The 17,740-nt window shown below is 41.0% G+C and carries 14 protein-coding genes; all 14 read left to right on the top strand.

The window, feature by feature from the left end:
• The first annotated feature begins 2 nt into the window (after nt 1-2).
• The 14 genes from MT390_RS09795 to MT390_RS09730 all read left to right on the top strand — a co-directional run bounded on the left by MT390_RS09795 (nt 3) and on the right by MT390_RS09730 (nt 17,731).
• Complete coding sequence (locus tag MT390_RS09795; protein WP_499440887.1) at nt 3-1,868, top strand: AAA family ATPase; 1,866 nt, start codon at nt 3-5, stop codon at nt 1,866-1,868.
• 38 nt (nt 1,869-1,906) lie between these two features.
• Entirely contained in the window at nt 1,907-3,346 is a 1,440-nt protein-coding gene (locus MT390_RS09790) for a cobyrinic acid a,c-diamide synthase CobB (RefSeq protein WP_499440886.1), read from the top strand.
• Nucleotides 3,347-3,359: 13 nt separating this feature from the next.
• A complete protein-coding gene (locus tag MT390_RS09785) occupies nt 3,360-4,526 on the top strand; it encodes a cobalt-precorrin-5B (C(1))-methyltransferase (RefSeq protein ID WP_499440884.1) in 1,167 nt (388 codons plus the stop codon).
• The gene (locus MT390_RS09780; protein ID WP_499440882.1) at nt 4,523-5,353 is read left to right on the top strand and encodes a precorrin-6A/cobalt-precorrin-6A reductase; all 831 of its coding nucleotides are present in this window, start codon (nt 4,523-4,525) and stop codon (nt 5,351-5,353) included. Before MT390_RS09785 ends, MT390_RS09780 begins: the two co-directional genes overlap by 4 nt.
• Nucleotides 5,343-5,984 carry a precorrin-8X methylmutase gene (locus MT390_RS09775; protein WP_299661807.1) on the top strand — a complete coding sequence of 214 codons (642 nt, stop codon included), beginning with the start codon at nt 5,343-5,345 and terminating at the stop codon, nt 5,982-5,984. The genes MT390_RS09780 and MT390_RS09775 overlap by 11 nt, the downstream gene beginning before the upstream one ends.
• Complete coding sequence (gene cbiE / locus MT390_RS09770) at nt 5,984-7,423, top strand: precorrin-6y C5,15-methyltransferase (decarboxylating) subunit CbiE (RefSeq protein ID WP_499440880.1); 1,440 nt, start codon at nt 5,984-5,986, stop codon at nt 7,421-7,423. The genes MT390_RS09775 and cbiE overlap by 1 nt, the downstream gene beginning before the upstream one ends.
• A 1-nt stretch (nt 7,424) precedes the next feature.
• A complete protein-coding gene (gene cobI / locus MT390_RS09765) occupies nt 7,425-8,153 on the top strand; it encodes a precorrin-2 C(20)-methyltransferase (RefSeq protein ID WP_166372737.1) in 729 nt (242 codons plus the stop codon).
• Entirely contained in the window at nt 8,150-8,926 is a 777-nt protein-coding gene (locus tag MT390_RS09760; protein WP_499440879.1) for a cobalamin biosynthesis protein, read from the top strand. Before cobI ends, MT390_RS09760 begins: the two co-directional genes overlap by 4 nt.
• A 23-nt stretch (nt 8,927-8,949) precedes the next feature.
• Nucleotides 8,950-9,735 (top strand): precorrin-3B C(17)-methyltransferase, encoded by a 786-nt coding sequence (gene cobJ, locus MT390_RS09755; protein ID WP_499440877.1) that lies wholly within the window; start codon nt 8,950-8,952, stop codon nt 9,733-9,735.
• A gap of 248 nt (nt 9,736-9,983) precedes the next feature.
• The gene (cobM, locus tag MT390_RS09750; protein WP_499440876.1) at nt 9,984-10,790 is read left to right on the top strand and encodes a precorrin-4 C(11)-methyltransferase; all 807 of its coding nucleotides are present in this window, start codon (nt 9,984-9,986) and stop codon (nt 10,788-10,790) included.
• Nucleotides 10,774-11,874, top strand: coding sequence for a cobalamin biosynthesis protein CobW (gene cobW / locus MT390_RS09745; protein ID WP_499440874.1), 1,101 nt, complete (start codon nt 10,774-10,776; stop codon nt 11,872-11,874). The genes cobM and cobW overlap by 17 nt, the downstream gene beginning before the upstream one ends.
• A gap of 6 nt (nt 11,875-11,880) precedes the next feature.
• Nucleotides 11,881-15,678, top strand: coding sequence for a cobaltochelatase subunit CobN (gene cobN, locus MT390_RS09740; RefSeq protein WP_499440873.1), 3,798 nt, complete (start codon nt 11,881-11,883; stop codon nt 15,676-15,678).
• Entirely contained in the window at nt 15,675-16,328 is a 654-nt protein-coding gene (gene bluB / locus MT390_RS09735; RefSeq protein ID WP_499440872.1) for a 5,6-dimethylbenzimidazole synthase, read from the top strand. Before cobN ends, bluB begins: the two co-directional genes overlap by 4 nt.
• Nucleotides 16,329-16,513: 185 nt before the next feature.
• Nucleotides 16,514-17,731: a sirohydrochlorin chelatase gene (locus MT390_RS09730; protein ID WP_499440871.1), complete on the top strand. Its 1,218-nt coding sequence runs from the start codon at nt 16,514-16,516 to the stop codon at nt 17,729-17,731.
• Nucleotides 17,732-17,740 lie beyond the last annotated feature (9 nt).

Below are 17,740 nucleotides of genomic sequence, written 5' to 3'. Positions count from 1 at the left end.
AAATGAACAGCCACACACATAATTATATTGAGCAATCACAACAAGCTATATTTCCTTTTAGTGCGGTGCAGGGGCAGCCCTTGTTTAAACTGGCGTTATTATTAGCCACGGTTAACCCATTGATTGGTGGTGTGTTAATTTCAGGCCCGCGTGGTTGTGCAAAATCAACGCTAGCTCGCGCTGTGTCAGACCTATTGCCGGTTAAAAATGGACAGACTCCTGAATTTGTCACCTTACCCTTAGGGGCGAGTGAAGAGATGTTGATAGGTACATTGGACTTGGACCATGTACTAAAAGACAAGCAAGTTAAATTCTCACCTGGGTTATTAAAAAAAGCACATAACGGCATATTGTATGTGGATGAAGTTAATTTATTGCCGGATCATTTAGTAGATCAATTATTAGATGTTGCTAGTAGCGGCGTTAATGTTGTCGAGCGTGATGGTATTAGTCACCGCCATGATGCGCGTTTTACTTTAATTGGCACGATGAACCCAGATGAGGGTGAATTACGCCCACAATTAAAAGATCGTTTTGGTTTGATGGTTGAATTAGATAACGCCTATAGTATTAATGAGCGTGTTAATATCGTTAAAACACGACAACGCTTTGAGCTTGATAAAATTGCTTTTTGTGACGATTACCAAACTGAGCAGATTTTTTTACAACAACAAATATGCGATGCACAGAAGTTACTATCCAGTGTGCAATGTAGCGATGATTGTTTAATCGAGATAGCTACGCGTTGTCAACAGGCTAATGTTGATGGTTTACGTGCGGATATCATGATGCATCATGCGAGCTTAACCCATGCTGCATGGTGTGGCCGAAAAGCGGTTAGTTTTGATGATATCGCACAGGTTGCGCCCCTTGTTTTATCACATCGTATGCAACATGGTGGCTCACCTCCGCCGTCACCTTCGCCTTCAGGAATGCCAGAGAACCCACCAACATCGGATAATAAAAAAACATCTGCGAGCGATAATAGTGGTGGTTTTTCTCGCCCTCAAGCTCCACAGCAAAAAAATGAGCAAGATGCACTAAATTCTGATTCGAACAATCATCCTGACCCTGCTAATGGTTCTAATAATGAGGGTGGCAGTCAAGGTAATTCTGGAGAATGGGGGGCAATGCCCGCTCAATCGGGAGAAGCTCAAAAAACGAATACTATAGCTCATATCGCATTACCAAAATTAGAAAAAAGTGCCTTACAAGCACCGTTTAAACCCAGTTTGTTAACTGAGCAATATAGTAAAAACAAGCAGGGAAATACTACAAAAGGTGAGAAAAAATCTCCCATAAATAGCCATAAACCCGATTGGTTTAAAACTTTAGCAAATAGTTTAGGGCAATGGCCACCAGCGCAATTTTCCTTTAAAAAAGTAGCTACTGGCGAACAAAACTTACATTTGATTCTATTGGATACTTCAGCATCAACGTTAAGTGATAGCTTATCGTCGATCGCGAAATCGGTGGTGATGAATATTACTGATAATGCATATCTACAGCGTGATAAAATTAGCTTGTTAGGATTTGGTAATAACCAAGTTGAAACGATCATTAAAGCAGGACGAGCACCTAAACAGGTCACTCGCTTATTAGACGATATCACTGCACTAGGTGGGACGCCCTTGCGACTAATTCTAGAAAAAGCATCACACAGCATTAAACAACTGACGCAACAATATCCAGGATTATCGCTTTTTTGTTACTTGATCACTGATGGTCGAAGTCGTGTGGATATCGATGATTTAAAACTAAATGTTCCCACTTTATTAATTGATATTGAAAAAGCGCAGATCAAGCGTGGCCGTGGCAAAATATTAGCACAGCAGCTTAATGCACAATATTTTGCAGTGACAGCTTAAAACAAAGTGATAGCCTAAAACAGGAAGAGATAAAGTCGATGATAAAAAAAGCAAGTTGTCCGGCGCTATTTTTAGCCGCCCCAGCATCAGGCCAAGGCAAAACTACCATCACTTCAGCGATGGCGCGTTATTTTACAGAGCAAGGCAAAAAGGTGCGGGTATTCAAAACTGGACCTGATTACCTGGACCCGCAAATTTTAGCGCAAGCTTCACGTGCACATGTTGAACAGTTAGACATGTGGATGGCAGGTGAAAACTATTGTCAGCAAAAACTCTTTGAAGCAGCCTCCGAAGCGGATCTTATTTTAGTTGAAGGTGCCATGGGCCTGTTTGACGGCGAACCATCAAGCGCAGATTTAGCGGCGCGTTTTAATATACCGGTCGCTATTGTGATGGATGTAAAAGGCATGGCACAAACGGCGGCAGCGGTAGCAATCGGCTTAGCCAACTTTCGCGATGATTATACTTGCCATGGTTTGATTGCAAACAACTGCAGCAGTGAACGCCATGCGCAATTAATAAGGGACGCATTAGGAGAACAATTACCTCTGTTAGCTTGTCTTAAAAAAGATCCTGAAGTGGCATTACCTGAACGTCATTTAGGTCTAGTGCAAGCAAGCGAAGTATTTGATGAGTTAGAAACTAAGTTTACCTTAGGATACGAATGGTTAGTGGACGGAGTAAAACGTGCAGATGCCAATAGCCCATTATTAGCATTGCCAAAAAGTGTCGATTTTTATTCAGCTGCACAACCAAAAGTTGAGCCATTATTAGCAGGTAAAAGGATTGCTATTGCACAGGATCTTGCATTCAGTTTTATCTATCAAGCTAATACGCGTTTGTTGCAAGAGATGGGCGCGACATTACATTACTTCTCTCCGTTAAAGGGGGATAATTTACCTGAAGCGGATGCGTTATGGTTGCCTGGTGGTTATCCTGAACTGTACGCCGCGCAGTTAGCTGAAAACACCGTATTACAGACTCAAATTTCTAAATTTAATCAAGCAGGGAAACCTATCTTAGCGGAATGTGGTGGTTTCTTATATTGCTTAAATGAGCTGGTGGATTTGGATCAAAAACATCATAAAATGTTAGGTTTATTAGATGGCTTCGGCAGTATGTCTGGAAAGCGAGGCTGTCAGGGAATGCAAAAAGCGATTCTACCTGAAGGTGAAATCCATGGCCACGCTCACCATAGATCGCGTGCGATTATGCAGATGCAACCTATCGGTTATGGGCAACGTCAACGTCATCCTGCGCCCGGTGAAGCGATTTATCGTAGCGAGAATTTAACGGCAAGTTATCTGCATCTATTTTTCCCCTCTAATCCTGCGCTAGTTGCGGATCTTTTTATGGGTAAATTACAAGCGGTTGACCAACGAAAGTTAGTGGCGTGGGAAAACTACAATACCCAAGCTGTAACGAGTGCGGTTAGCAAAGAGACTCAGCAGCAAGCTGCAATGCAAGCACAACAATAGAGTAACCTGAATTATGTGGCCGGAATCGAGTGAAACAGAGCAACCATTACGTAATGGTTTAACCACGGGAAGTTGTGCAACAGCTTGCTGTGTGGCTGCTGTGCGCGCGTTATTAGCTAATAAGCAACCAGCGAGCGTTGAGATAACGTTACCGCGTGGTGAAGTGGTTAATCTGGATATCATTAATTATCAATCTATTGAGCAAGGGATACGTACCAGTACTATTAAAGATGCTGGTGATGACCCTGATGCGACACACGGTGCGACTTTATTTGTTGAATTACGTTTAGTGCCTGAGCAAGGTATTAAGTTTAAAGCCGCTGAAGGGGTCGGTACGGTTACTCGTGACGGATTAGTGCTAGCAATTGGTGAACCTGCAATCAATCCAGTGCCACGTAAAATGATGACAAACCATCTTGAACATTACGCGCAAGCTTATCAATATACTGGAGGCTTTGAAGTTTCAGTGGGTATTGAAAATGGAGAGCAGATCGCAACCAATACCATGAATAGCCGCTTAGGTATTATTGGTGGTTTATCCATTTTAGGTACAACGGGCATTGTGCGTCCCTATTCTTGTGCCGCTTATATTGCCTCTATTCATCAAGGCATTGATGTTGCTCGCGCTAATCACTTCACGCACCTTGCCGCTTCAACAGGCATTGCCAGCGAACATGCCATTAAAGAATACTATCAAATGGACGAAGTGAGCTTGATTGAGATGGGCGATTTTGTGGGTGCTATGTTGAAATATCTGCGTCGTGAAAAAATCGATCCTAAATCAGGAAATCGCATTCAAAAACTCAGTATTAGTGCCGGTTTTGGTAAGTTAACTAAGCTGGCGAATGGACATTTAGATCTTAATAGCCGCCAATCGAGTATCGATTTTGAACAGTTAGCGAATATCGCAAAAAATCTAGGCGCTAGTACTGAATTACAACAACAAATATTAACGGCTAATACGACTATTCAAGTCCTTAATATGACTAAAGAAGCTGGATTAGATATTGCCACAGTAGTGTGTATTGACGCTTTAAAGTTTGCTAAAAGCATTGTTCACGCATCTATTGAGGTGGAAGTGTGGGCAGTTAATAGAAAAGGTTTGTTTGTTGCTAATAGCCATCAAGATAAATTTGATTCTCAAGGTCAAATAATCGCTCAAAGTAAGGTTGATTTGTGAGAATATTAGTCGTTGGTGGTACTGCTGATGGGCGTAAGTTAGCCACTGAATTACATCGATTAGGGTTTGATGTTATTTATAGTATTGCAGGCATTGTGCGCAAGGCGACTGTGCCTTGTGAGTCTATTAGTGGTGGATTCAGTCAGTTTGGCGGCCTAGCTAAATATGTAACTGAGCATGTAATTACACATGTTATCGATGCGACTCACCCCTTTGCACAAACCATGAGTAATACGATTGCTCAAGTCAGCATTGAACTGTCTATTATCTCGATTCGTTTCCATCGTCAGCAATGGCAGAAAACTGACCAAGACAATTGGGTTGTAGTCTCTGATTGGCCAACATTGATTGAGAAAGTAGCGCAACATCGTTGTTTATTTGTTACCGCAGGTCAAGTTTCACAAGCCGTGATTGATGCTTTATCTGCTCAAGCTGAACAAGTTTTATTACGTACTGCAATGCCCGCTAAAATTATATTGCCTGCTAATGTGACTTGGTTAAAAGCAATTGGTCCGTTTCATCTCGAAGACGAAATGCAGTTACTACAAACCTATAACATTGATGCCGTGATCAGTAAAAACAGTGGTGGAGATGCCACTTATGCGAAAATTATAGCTGCTAGAGCAGCAAGTATTCCGGTGTATCAATTTAAGCGTCCAGATCTTCAACCCTTACAATACCAATTTGATAATGCAGCTAATTGTATCGCGTTATTAAAAGAGTCATTGCTCTCATCTGGAGCTGACAATACACACCGCGACACATTAAATAAAAAATTAAATAAAACATTCAATAACATAGCAATTGAGCCTAAAGATGAAATTTGACTATATTCACGATCCAACATTAATTGAACAAGAGAGTTTTCGCCAAATAAGAGCATTAACGGATCTGGAACACTTATCAATGCAGGCACAACAAGTCGTGATGCGAGTGGTGCACAGTGTCGGGATCCCCGCCGTAGCTGCACAGGTTAGATTAAGTGAACATGCCTGTGAGTCTGGCATGCAGGCATTACAAAAAGGCGCTGCAATCCTATGTGATGTCGAAATGGTAAAGCAGGGCATTACAAAACGCATGATTAAAACCGACCCATTGTGCTTTTTAAACGCAGATGGCGTGCCACAGCGGGCAAAAGAAACTGGCGAAACCAGAACCATGGCAGCATTGACTGCATGGTTACCCTATTTAGAAGGCAGTGTTGTGGTGATTGGTAATGCACCGACAGCATTGTTTCGTTTATTAGAAATGATTGACCAAGGCGCACCAAAACCCGCCTTAATTATTGGCATGCCGGTTGGATTTGTTGGTGCCGCTGAGTCAAAACAAGCATTATGGGATGTTCACCAAGAGTTAGGCATAGAATGTATTACTTTATTAGGACGCGAAGGTGGTAGTGCGGTGTCCAGTGCAAGTTGCAATGCCTTATTACGTTGTATCAAAGGAGAGTTGTATTAATGAAGTTCTTTAAAAAATTAATGAATGTGTTTTCAGTTAAGCTTGCAGACAGTGGGAAAAAATCTAACAAGCCAATGCGCGAAATAGCTGTAATTGGACTCGGTGTCACTGAAAATGCAATGCTCAGTGAACAAGCTTTATTAGCGTTACAGTCAGCCGATTTGGTGATTGGATCTGAGCGTCAATTATTGACTTTAGAAAAACAATTAGCCTTTCAGCCTAAGGTCGAGGCTCTGACTGAGGGTGAGCAACAACAGGTTGAACCAAAAGCCGAGGTGTTACCGCCACGCACTGAAATTATTCCAAAATTAAAACAGCTAAAAGCATTAATAGAAACAGAACAAAAAGTCGTAGTGTTAGGCTCGGGCGATCCACTTTATTACGGTATTGGCACTTGGATCAGCAAGAACTTTCACGATGCCGCAGTGCGTTTTTTCCCTGCAGTTTCTAGTATTACCCAAGCTTGTCATAGCCTGTCGATAGCACAGCAAGATGTTAATGTAGTGAGTTTACATGGTCGTCCTTTAGCAAAACTGAAAGTAGAATTAAAGGCTCAGCAAACATTATTACTATTGACTGATAAAGACAGTATGCCACAGCACATCGCAGCCATTTGTGAACAAACAAGGTTTACGCAAGCAGAGATCATAGTGTGTGAACGTTTAGGATATAGCCAACAAAAAATATCACGTTTTAGCGTTTCTGAATTATTAACCGCTGAATCTGAGGGGAATCTACAAAACTTCGATGCTTTACATGTTTCCTTTGTTATTTGTGGTGCAAATAAAGGTTATTTACCGGAATTTCCGGGCATTAAAGATACTGATTTTGAAACCGGTGAATTAGGTAGTAAAGGCATGATCAGTAAGCGTGAAGTACGTTTAGCTATATTGTCATTATTACAACCAAGTAAAAATGACATAATTTGGGATATCGGTGCAGGATGTGGTGGCGTTGCCGTTGAACTAGCCTATTGGCAACCACAGGCGAAAATATATGCCATCGAACATAATCAAGCTCGCTTTGATTGTTTATTACAAAACCAACAAAAATTTGGTGTCGTTAATAACTTAATAACACAGTTCGGGCGTGCACCTGAAGTCCTTTCAGAACCTCCTTTTTCTGAACAGCCTGCAGCAAACAAAATATTTATTGGTGGCAGTGATGGTGCATTACCAATGCTACTTGAAACGCTTTGGGAGAAATTACCTGAGGGTGGTCAAATAGTTGTTTCGGCAGTGATGGAAAGAACTAAATCGCAGTTATTCGATTTTTATAGCATTCGCGACAAAGTTGCCGATAGTGAACTTGAGACACTACAAGTGGCCGTAAATAAAAGTAGAACCTTAGGCGGTCAACTCGCTTATAAACCTGCTTTAAGTGTTAGTTTATTTAGTTTCACTAAAAATACTCAGCAAAACCAAGAAAAGGAACAATAAAGTGGTATTAGCGTTACAAAGTGGCACTTTTATTGGCGTTGGTGTAGGCCCTGGGGACCCTGAGTTATTAACATTAAAAGCGTATCGAGCCATTCAAGCTGCCGATGTTGTGTGTTATTTAGAAAATGAGGCTGGGCAGTCGCAATCACTTGATATCGCAGTTGAAGCTCTCAAAAAACCAATTAAACAACAGCTACATTTAGGTATTCGTTTTGCAATGTCTCGTCAGCGAGTGGCGGCAAATTTAGCCTATGATAAAGCCATCACACAGATACAAGTACATCTGAAACAAGGTAAAACCGTGGTGTTTTTATGTGAAGGTGATCCTTTGTTCTTTGGATCTTTCACTTATCTATTAGAACGCTTGGAAAGTCAGTACCCGTCACAAGTCATTCCTGGGGTACCTGCCTTTGTTGCTGCGACGGCTGAATTACAAATTCCGTTAACTGTATTAAAACAATCTTTTGCGGTGATCACTGGGCGCCATAGTGATGCAAAAATTAAAGCTGCATTATTAGATCATGATGCCGTCGTTATCATGAAAGCGGGGATTGAGCGTCCACGTTTAATTGCTTTGTTGAAAGAGACTCAGCGATTTGATGATGCTAACTATTTGGAATATATCAGTCGTGACCAACAGAGAATAATTCGAGATTTAAATCAGCTAGACAATGTCGCAGGGCCTTACTTCTCTTTATTTGTGATCACCAGAGAGGAACTCACCGCGTGATTCGAATTATCTGTTTAACAGAAGTCGGGCAGCAGTTAGCAAGGCGTTTACAGTATCTTTTAAATAGCGTTTCGACACCAATAAACTGTGAAGTTAGCTTTAAACCCATGCCTTTTAAGGATGTTGTACAAGGCTACTTTACACAGGGTGAAACACTTATCTTTATTTGTGCCACTGGCATTGTGATGCGAACCCTAGCACCGGTAATAAATGATAAATATAGCGATCCAGCGGTGTTGGTCTTGGATGAACAAGGGCAGTTTGTGATCCCGTTTTTATCAGGACACGAAGGTGGTGCTAATGAGTTAGCAAGACAAGTCACTGAGTTGCTGCAAAACCAATTAGTATTAACCACCGCTAATAGCTACTTAAAACCTAAATATGTCGTTGGTATGGGGTGTGAACGCCATTGTACAGAGCAGGTTTTACTGGGTTTATTAGAGGAATGTCTAGGTATAGCTGGGCTTACTATTGATGATATTAGTGCTATTACAAGCATTGATATTAAAAGTGATGAAGTTGGTTTAATTGCGTTAGCGAAGACCTTACAAAAACCATATTTAACCTTTGATGCTAAGACCTTAAGCTTGATGGAAGATCGTCTTTCCACTAAGTCCGATTATATTTTAAAAACCGTTGGCGTATATGGCGTGGCAGAGTCTGCTGCTTTATATCAGGCCCAACAGTTAACCAATAATGGTAGTGAATTACTACTTAACAAACATAAAAACAAACAAGCTACCTGCGCCATTGCCAGAAGTTATAGCCTGTAGATAATTAAAAATTAGGAAATAAAATGAGTTTTAAAAAACAACTTTTTGTTGTCGGTATGGGACCGGGAAATGCTGATTTAGTGGCGCCAAAAGCATTAAAAGCGGTTCAGCAAAGTACTGATTTAGTCGCTTATGGACTTTATTTAGACTTGTTAGGGGCACCTTGTAATAACAAAGTACACCATGATTTACCTTTAGGGGAAGAGATTGGGCGTGCTCGTTTAGCATTAGATCTAGCGGCAAGCGGTAAAACCACATCACTTATTTCAAGTGGTGATATTGGTATCTATGCTATGGCGACCTTAGTATTCGAATTGTTAGATAGACAACTTCAAGGATTAGAAGAGCACCCTGAGTGGTTAGACGTTGAAATTGATGTAGTACCAGGGATTTCGGCAATGCAAGCTGGTGCAAGCCGTATAGGTGCGATGTTAGGGCATGACTTTTGTACTGTCAGCTTATCGGACTTATTGACTCCGTGGGAAACCATTAATAAACGAATTCATAGCGCAGGTGAAGGGGATTTTGTTATTTCATTCTATAACCCTGTGTCGAAAAAGCGTGATTGGCAGCTTAACCATGCCCGCGACGTATTATTGAAATACCGTCCCGCATCAACCCCAGTTTTACTAGGTCGTCAGTTGACCCGTGAAGATGAAACTATTCGTATTATTCGTTTAGATGAACTCGATGCTAAAGACGTTGATATGTTCACTTTGGTAAGTGTGGGTAATAGTGAGTCTCGCCATATCATCAACGGTGATAAACATTGGGTATATACACCTCGCGGCTACAAGAAAAAATTATAGCTAATAGCGTTGCACTACGAACAATTTCTGCGTTAAAAGTGCTCACTTGGAACCTGCGCTCAGCGCTTGCAAAATGAATTATAGCGTCGCACTTCAAGCTATTTCTGCGTTGAAAGTACTCACTTGGTAAACCAAGCTCCGTGCTTTCGCCTTGAACTAGCGTGAATTGCTTAGCCATAATTTATTTTGTGATAGTGAGTTAAAAGTAGCAATTAAAAGCTTAAAGTATTAATTAAGAAGGATTCTACATGAAAGTTTATTTTATTGGCGCAGGGCCGGGTGATCCTGAATTAATGACGATTAAAGGGGCGCGTTTGTTAAAACAGTGCCCAGTCGTTTTGTATGCAGGATCGTTAATTCCCCGTCAAACATTACAAGATGTTGAAGACTCAGCTGAGCTGATTGTTGATACTGCGAAGATCAACCTTGATGAGATGGAAGCGTATTTTGTTGAAGCTTCAAAAGCAGGTAAAGATGTAGCACGTTTACAATGTGGTGATCCTGCTTTATATGGCGCGATTGCTGAACAGATCCGTCGTTTAGAAAAACATGGTATTGACTATGAAGTTATTCCGGGAGTGAGTGCGACGGCTGCATCTGCTGCTTATTTAGGTAAAGAGTTAACATTATCGGGTGTATCACAAACAGTTATCATGACTCGTTATGAAGGTAAAACACCTTTCCCAGAACGTGAGCGTTTACCGCAATTAGCACAAAGTGGTGCAACTTTAGCGATTCATTTAGGTATTACTAAAATCCGTAAAATCGTGGCTGAGTTAATTCCACATTACGGTGAAGATTGCCCTGTGGCAGTTTGTTACCGTAGCTCATGGCCTGATCAAGATAAAGTCACGGGCACATTGGCGGATATTGCGGAAAAAGTAGAAGCGAAAGGCTTCAAGTTAACGGCATTGATTCTGGTTGGCCATGTATTAGAGTCCACCAATTTTGAAGATTCATACTTGTATAAAAAAGATAAACCGAATATTTTCCGTCGTCGTAAAAATACACTTTCTATTGAAGAATTAGAGGCTAAAGATGTCAACAATAAATAACATGTCGTTAAACAAAATCCCAACTACCGTTGTAACGGGGTTTCTTGGAAGCGGTAAAACTACTTTATTAGCTAACTTGCTTAAAAAAGCCAAAGGCAAACGTATTGCCGTGATCATGAATGAGTTTGGTGAGTTAGATATCGATTCAGAACTGTTACGTACCTGTCCGCTAGAGTGTGACGATGAAGATGAAGCTGCGGTATTAGTCGGTGGAGATGACGGTATTTACGAACTCGCTAATGGTTGTATCTGTTGTACGGTAGAAGAAGAGTTCTTACCTGTGATGGAAAAACTAGTGGCTCGTCGTGATCAAATTGACCATATTCTAATTGAAACATCAGGTCTTGCGTTACCTAAGCCCTTAGTACAAGCATTCAACTGGCCGGGTATCAAAGAATATTGCACCGTAGATGCAGTTATTACATTAGTTGATGGCCCTGCGATTGCCGCTGGCCGTTTTGCCAATGATGAAGATAAAGTAAAAGAGCAACGAGCACTAGATGAAAGTTTAGATCACGACCCAAGCTTACAAGAGTTATTAGATGATCAACTTAACTCTGCTGATTTAGTGGTAGTGAGTAAAAGTGATTTATTAAACGAAGAAGAGCAAGCGCGCGTTAAAGCTGTAATAGAAAAACGCGTACCAAGTTCAGTTAAAACAGCTTATATCAACAATGGTGATGTACCACTTGAAGTATTAATTGGTATTAATGCTGGCACTGAAAAAACCATTGATAAAGTACATAACCATCACGACCATCATCATGCTCATGGTGCGCATCATGATCACGCACATGACCATTTTGATTCAATGGTGATCAGCTTGGGAACGGTTGATGCCGATAAACTTAAACTAAGTGTTGAAAAGCTATTAAACGAATTTAACTTATTCCGTATTAAAGGGTTTGCGGCAGTTGAAAACAAACCAATGCGTCAAGTATTACAGGCTGTTGGTAAACGTTTAGAAGTTCATTTTGATCGTTTATGGGAAGCCGATGAAAGCCAAAAAACCGAATTAGTATTAATCGGTAAAGGCTTAGATGAAGCTGCGGTTATCGCTATTTTAAAAAGCGCTGAGGTTTAATACGCAATGCATCTATTAGCGGCACAACCGGGTGGGTTTGTTGAACAAGAAGGCATTGTCGATTTAGCGCAATCGCCTGCGCCTTTGGTTGTATTTAGTGCCGCCGATAGCCAATTAACTGCACTGTCAGCGGGTTTTAAACAAGCCCATGATATGTATAGGCTTGTTGAAACGCGTTTGGTTAATTGGACTAACTTATTAAAACCTGCTGCTTTTGATCTCTATGAAGATAAAGTTTTAGAGCAAGCAGAGGTCGTGGTGGTGTCGCTATTAGGTGGAAAAGCCTATTGGCAGTATGGCGTGGAAGGGTTACTTCGTTGGTCCAAAGCAAAACCCAACCGAACCCTTATTTTAGTGCCCGGTGATGATAACGTTGACCCTGAGTTAATTGAATTATCAACCGTGCCTGAGAAGACGCAATATCAAGTGTGGCGTTATTTACGTAGTGGTGGGCTTGATAACAGTGCCCAACTTTTTGCTTATTTAAATCAGTTATATTTTGAGTTAAATGTTGAATGCAATGAGGCGGTATTTTTACCCGTGGCGCAGTTCTATAATCAACAACAAATTCAAGCTAACTGGCAAGCTGAACAAAAAGTTGTGGCGTTAATTTTTTATCGTAGCCACTTACAATCTGCTAACTGCGAGATGTTTGACCAATTTATTGATCTGATGGTGTCAAGTGGTTTAAACCCGTTACCAATAGTGATTAGTTCGTTAAAAGATGAACAAGCCATGCGTGTCGTTAATCAATTATTAGTGGAACACGATTGTCGTTTAATACTCAACAGTACTGGTTTTGCCGCAAATACGGTTAGTAGCCCGGGTTTAAGCTCACAGCCGAATAGCTTTAAGCGTTTATTTGCTGCTGATATCCCCATTCTACAACTAGTGCTTTCAAGCAGTACTCTACAAGATTGGACTGATTATAAACAAGGTTTACGCAGCCGTGATATCGCCATGCAAGTGGTATTACCTGAAATGGATGGCAAAGTATTAACCCGTGCTATCAGCTTTAAAACCGAAGCCTTTTTTGATCAGACAACTCAAATATCATTAGTCCAATATCAATTACATTCAGAGCGTGCTCAGTTTGTCATTGAGTTGGCTAAAAAATATATTCAGCTTTCTCAAACCGATAATAAAGATAAACGCATTGCGCTGATTTTAGCTAACTATCCGACCAAAGATGGCCGTATTGGCAATGGTGTAGGGTTGGATACGCCAAATTCTACGGTGAATATATTAACTGCATTAAAAGACGCGGGTTATCCCATTGAGTCAATACCTGAAAACGGCAATCAGTTAATTGAAACACTATTAGAGTCGGTTACCAACAATCCAAATACCTTACATCATTTAGCCTGTTGGCAAAGTTTGTCATTAGTTGATTATAAAAAAGCCTTTGCTTCGTTACCGCTAGTTAGCCAGCAAGCTATTACAGAACGTTGGGGTAAACCCGAAGAAGATATTAAATGTCGTGATGGACGTTTAATGATTTCAGGGATCCGCTTAGGTGAAACCTTCGTCGGTATTCAGCCCGCCCGTGGTTTTAATATCGATTTATTAGCAAATTATCATGATCCTGATTTAGTGCCGCCGCACAACTATTTAGCGTTCTATTTTTGGCTACGTTTAACTTACCAAGTCAATGCGATTATTCACGTCGGTAAGCACGGCAATTTAGAATGGTTGCCGGGCAAGGGGCTAGCGCTGTCTAACGAATGTTGGCCAGATGCAGTATTAGGTCCTATGCCGCACTTTTATCCTTTTATTGTTAACGACCCCGGTGAAGGAGCACAGGCGAAACGACGTACCCAAGCGGTTATTATTGACCACTTAATGCCACCGATGACACGTGCAGAAACCTATGGTGAACTGGCTGAATTAGAAGGGCTGGTGGATGAGTATTACCAAGCCCAAGGTTTAGATCTGCGGCGCGAAGTCTGGTTACGCGAGCAAATTTTAGCAAAAGTACAAGAAACCAATATTTTAGATGAATTAAATGCCGCTGCTCGAGAAGATGATAACCAAGTATTAGAAGAGTTAGATACTTATCTCTGTGATATCAAAGAAGCGCAGATCCGCCATGGTTTGCATATTCTCGGGCAACTGCCTGAGCCGCATAAAGTCGCTAATACCTTAATCGCTTTATTACGTTTACCGCGTGGTGAAGGTGCGATTAATCAAGGTATTTTACATTGCTTGGTGAGCGATTTTTCATTAACGGTGAACGATCAACCTTTTGATCCTTTAGCCGCTGGGCGTGATGCCTGGTTAAGTGATAAACCCACATTATTAGAAAAAATCACTGATGCTACATGGCGAACACATGCAGATACACGTGAACGTTTAGAGTTGTTGGCTTTGCAATGGGTTGAGCACTTTTTACTTAACGATAACGATCTTATTGAGCTTAATCATTACCCCGCAACACAAGCATTATTGGTATATGCACAATCAACAATTCAAACGGCACTAAATCAAAGTGTTGAAAATGAATTAAGTGCAATTATTGACGGGTTAGATGGGAAATTTATTGAAGCAGGGCCAAGTGGCGCACCAACCCGTGGCCGTTTGGATACTTTACCAACAGGGCGTAACTTTTACTCAGTAGATAACCGTGCAATCCCTTCTAAGGCGGCTTGGGTATTGGGGCAAGAATCGGCGCAAGCGTTAATTCATCGACATTTACAAGAACAGGGTGATTACCCTAAACAACTTGGTTTATCGGTATGGGGAACGGCAACCATGCGTACTGGCGGTGATGATATTGCTCAAGCCTTTGCGCTGATGGGCGTAAAACCTATCTGGGCTCAAGCTAGTAACCGAGTGGTTGATTTTGAAATTATCCCATTTCAATTATTGAATCGCCCAAGAGTCGATGTGACGTTGCGTGTATCTGGCTTTTTCCGAGATGCTTTTGCTAATGTTATGGCGTTATTTGATGCCGCGGTGGTGGCAATAAGCGAACTTGAAGAGCCGGGCAATAGTAATCTCATTAAACAAAATATTAAACAGCGTGAAGCGCAGCTAATCGCTGATGGTATGGCAATTAGCGAAGCTAAACGTGAAGCCAGTTATCGTGTGTTTGGATCTAAACCTGGCGCCTATGGCGCAGGGTTACAAGGGTTAATTGATGAGCGTTGCTGGGAACAAAAAAGCGACTTAGCAGAAGCCTATTTAAACTGGGGTGGTTACGCCTACGGCAATAGTGAAAAAGATGGCGTACAAGCTAAAGACGCTTTTTTACATCAACTTAGCAATATTGAAGTTGTGGTGCAAAATCAAGATAACCGTGAACATGATTTATTAGATTCCGATGATTATTATCAGTTTCAAGGCGGCATGAGTAACGCCGCACAGGTGTACTCTGGTAAAGCGCCGACTATTTATCACAGTGACCATAGTAATCCAAGTAAGCCGGTTATTCGTACTTTGAAGGAAGAATTGAATCGAGTTATACGCTCACGTGTTTTAAATCCTAAATGGATTGAAGGTATGCGTGAACATGGTTATAAAGGTGCTTTTGAAATGGGAGCGACTGTGGATTATCTTTTTGCCTATGATGCAACGACTGACTTGATAGCGGATTATCAATATCAGCAAGTCACGGATACCTTACTCTTTGATGACGTTAATCAGCAGTTTTTGAAAGATAATAATCCGCAAATTTTGGAAGAAATGGCTGAACGTTTAATGGAAGCGGCGCAACGTGGTTTGTGGCAAGCACCCGATGCCTACCGAGAAAAACTACAAGATCTGTTATTACAGTGTGATGAAATGCAAGAGAGTAAATCATGAAGAGTCTGCATAGTTATAAAGACAGTGAAAAGCAGGCTATTTATAAAGTAATTAAAGAGCGTCGCGATATGCGTCACTTTAATAATCAACCACTTGAACAAGGTTTATTAACACGCTTGTTAACCGTCGCCAACCAAGCACCGAGCGTTGGTTTAATGCAACCTTGGCGGTTTATTCGTATTACGGATAATAAACTAAAATCATCGATAAAAACGCTGGTAGAAACAGAGCGTAATATAACCGCGGACCTATTAAATCAACGTAAAAGTGATTTTTTAAAGCTTAAAGTGGAAGGCATTTCAGAATGTGCCGAATTGATCATTGTGGCCCTACCCGAAGGTCGAGAAAAGCATGTGTTTGGTCGTCGTACCATGCCAGATATGGACTTGGCTTCAGTCTCTTGCGCTATTCAAAATATGTGGTTAGCGGCTCGTGCTGAAGGCATTGGCCTTGGTTGGGTCTCATTATTTGACCCAATTCAATTAGCTGCTTTGCTTAATATGCCGACAGATAGTCGACCGATCGCAATCTTGTGTATCGGTCATGTTGAAAAATTTTATGAAAAACCTATGTTGATTGAAAAAAATTGGGCTCAGGCCGCTGAAATTGAAACTTTTTTGTTTGAGAATACGTGGCCTGAAAAGCCTTAAACGTTTTCAAAATTTAAAAGATAGACGTTTAAATGGAATATTTACACTCGTGTCATGCTCCGCGAGCGAATGAAAAAGCATTAAGACTTAATATTGTTAAGCTTAAATAAAAAATAAAGAGCAGTTAATTAGAATATCGAAAATAGCGTGAAAATACTCAAATCAAAATAAGAAAGAGATTTAAAATGACTAATAAAGCAGTAAAAAAAGGCATCATGGTATGTGGTCACGGTAGCCGTGATAAAGACGCCGAAATGGAATTCTCATTGGTTGCTGAGGGACTAAAAAAACGTTTTCCAGACCTACCGGTTGAATACGGCTTTTTAGAATATTCAGCACCTAATATTCATATGGGACTAAATAACCTGATCGACCAAGGTGTTGAACATATTTATGCCGTACCAGGTATGTTATTTGCGGCTACTCATGCAAAAAATGATATTCCTTCAGTATTAACAACCTTTGAAGACAAAAATGAAGGCTTGCAAGTTAGCTACGGTAAAGAATTAGGTTTACAAGAGCCTATGATTAATGCATTTCAAGCACGTATTTATGAATCATTAGGGTTAGATGCGAATAATCCACCTGCTGAATTATACGATACTATGTTAGTTGTGGTTGGGCGTGGTACATCGGACACACAAGCGAATGCTGAAGCTGCTAAATTGACACGTATTGTTAGTGAGAATATGGGCTTTGGTTGGGCAGATACTGTTTATTCTGGCGTGACTTATCCATCGGTTGGTGTCGGTCTTGAAAAGCTTGTTAAACTTGATTATAAGCGTATTGTCGTTGCGCCTTATTTCTTATTTACGGGCCGATTAATCAAACGTATTTCTGGTTATGTTGATAAAGTTGCAAAAGAAAATCCAGGGGTTGAATTCATCAATACACCTTACTTACGTGACCACGAAAAAGTGATCGATGCTTTTGAGGTGCGTGTTCGTGACATCATGGATAATACACAATCGAATGAAGAAGATTTAATGGCTATATTTAAACGTCGTTTAGCCGCGGGTGAAATTGATGTTCATCATCACCATGCTGAATATCAAGATCCTGAGGCGCATAGTCACGATCATAGTGACAGTAAAGAACACAGCCACGATCATGCTCACGACCATAGCCATTCACATGGCGACTCTCATAAACATGATGGTCATAGTCATTCACACGATCATTCGCATAACCACTCACACCAACATTCGCACAGCCATAGCGAGCCTGAGCCTCATAGTCATGGTGTTTACAAACATATCGCTCACCCGTTAGGGCCAAGAACAATGATTGGTGAAGGCATCTGTTGTTGTTTCATGAGCCAATTCCCTCAAGAGTTATTGGACGAAGAGATGGAGCGTATTAATAATGGCGTACAAGGTGAGGCACTAGCACATAGAAAATAGTAACTGTAA

Origin of the sequence: Vibrio sp. 2-Bac 85 (genome assembly GCF_037546705.1) — a bacterium.
GTDB lineage: Bacteria > Pseudomonadota > Gammaproteobacteria > Enterobacterales > Psychromonadaceae > Psychromonas.
This window is presented reverse-complemented; position numbering and strand designations above follow the sequence as displayed.

What these genes read in the sequence shown, in the direction of transcription:
- MT390_RS09730 (WP_499440871.1), top strand. Translation starts at nt 16,514, where the DNA reads ATGACTAATAAAGCAGTAAAAAAAGGCATCATGGTATGTGGTCACGGT.
- cobM (WP_499440876.1), top strand. Translation starts at nt 9,984, where the DNA reads ATGAAAGTTTATTTTATTGGCGCAGGGCCGGGTGATCCTGAATTAATG.
- MT390_RS09790 (WP_499440886.1), top strand. Translation starts at nt 1,907, where the DNA reads ATGATAAAAAAAGCAAGTTGTCCGGCGCTATTTTTAGCCGCCCCAGCA.
- bluB (WP_499440872.1), top strand. Translation starts at nt 15,675, where the DNA reads ATGAAGAGTCTGCATAGTTATAAAGACAGTGAAAAGCAGGCTATTTAT.
- MT390_RS09775 (WP_299661807.1), top strand. Translation starts at nt 5,343, where the DNA reads ATGAAATTTGACTATATTCACGATCCAACATTAATTGAACAAGAGAGT.
- cbiE (WP_499440880.1), top strand. Translation starts at nt 5,984, where the DNA reads ATGAAGTTCTTTAAAAAATTAATGAATGTGTTTTCAGTTAAGCTTGCA.
- cobJ (WP_499440877.1), top strand. Translation starts at nt 8,950, where the DNA reads ATGAGTTTTAAAAAACAACTTTTTGTTGTCGGTATGGGACCGGGAAAT.
- cobN (WP_499440873.1), top strand. Translation starts at nt 11,881, where the DNA reads ATGCATCTATTAGCGGCACAACCGGGTGGGTTTGTTGAACAAGAAGGC.
- MT390_RS09795 (WP_499440887.1), top strand. Translation starts at nt 3, where the DNA reads ATGAACAGCCACACACATAATTATATTGAGCAATCACAACAAGCTATA.
- MT390_RS09785 (WP_499440884.1), top strand. Translation starts at nt 3,360, where the DNA reads ATGTGGCCGGAATCGAGTGAAACAGAGCAACCATTACGTAATGGTTTA.
- cobW (WP_499440874.1), top strand. Translation starts at nt 10,774, where the DNA reads ATGTCAACAATAAATAACATGTCGTTAAACAAAATCCCAACTACCGTT.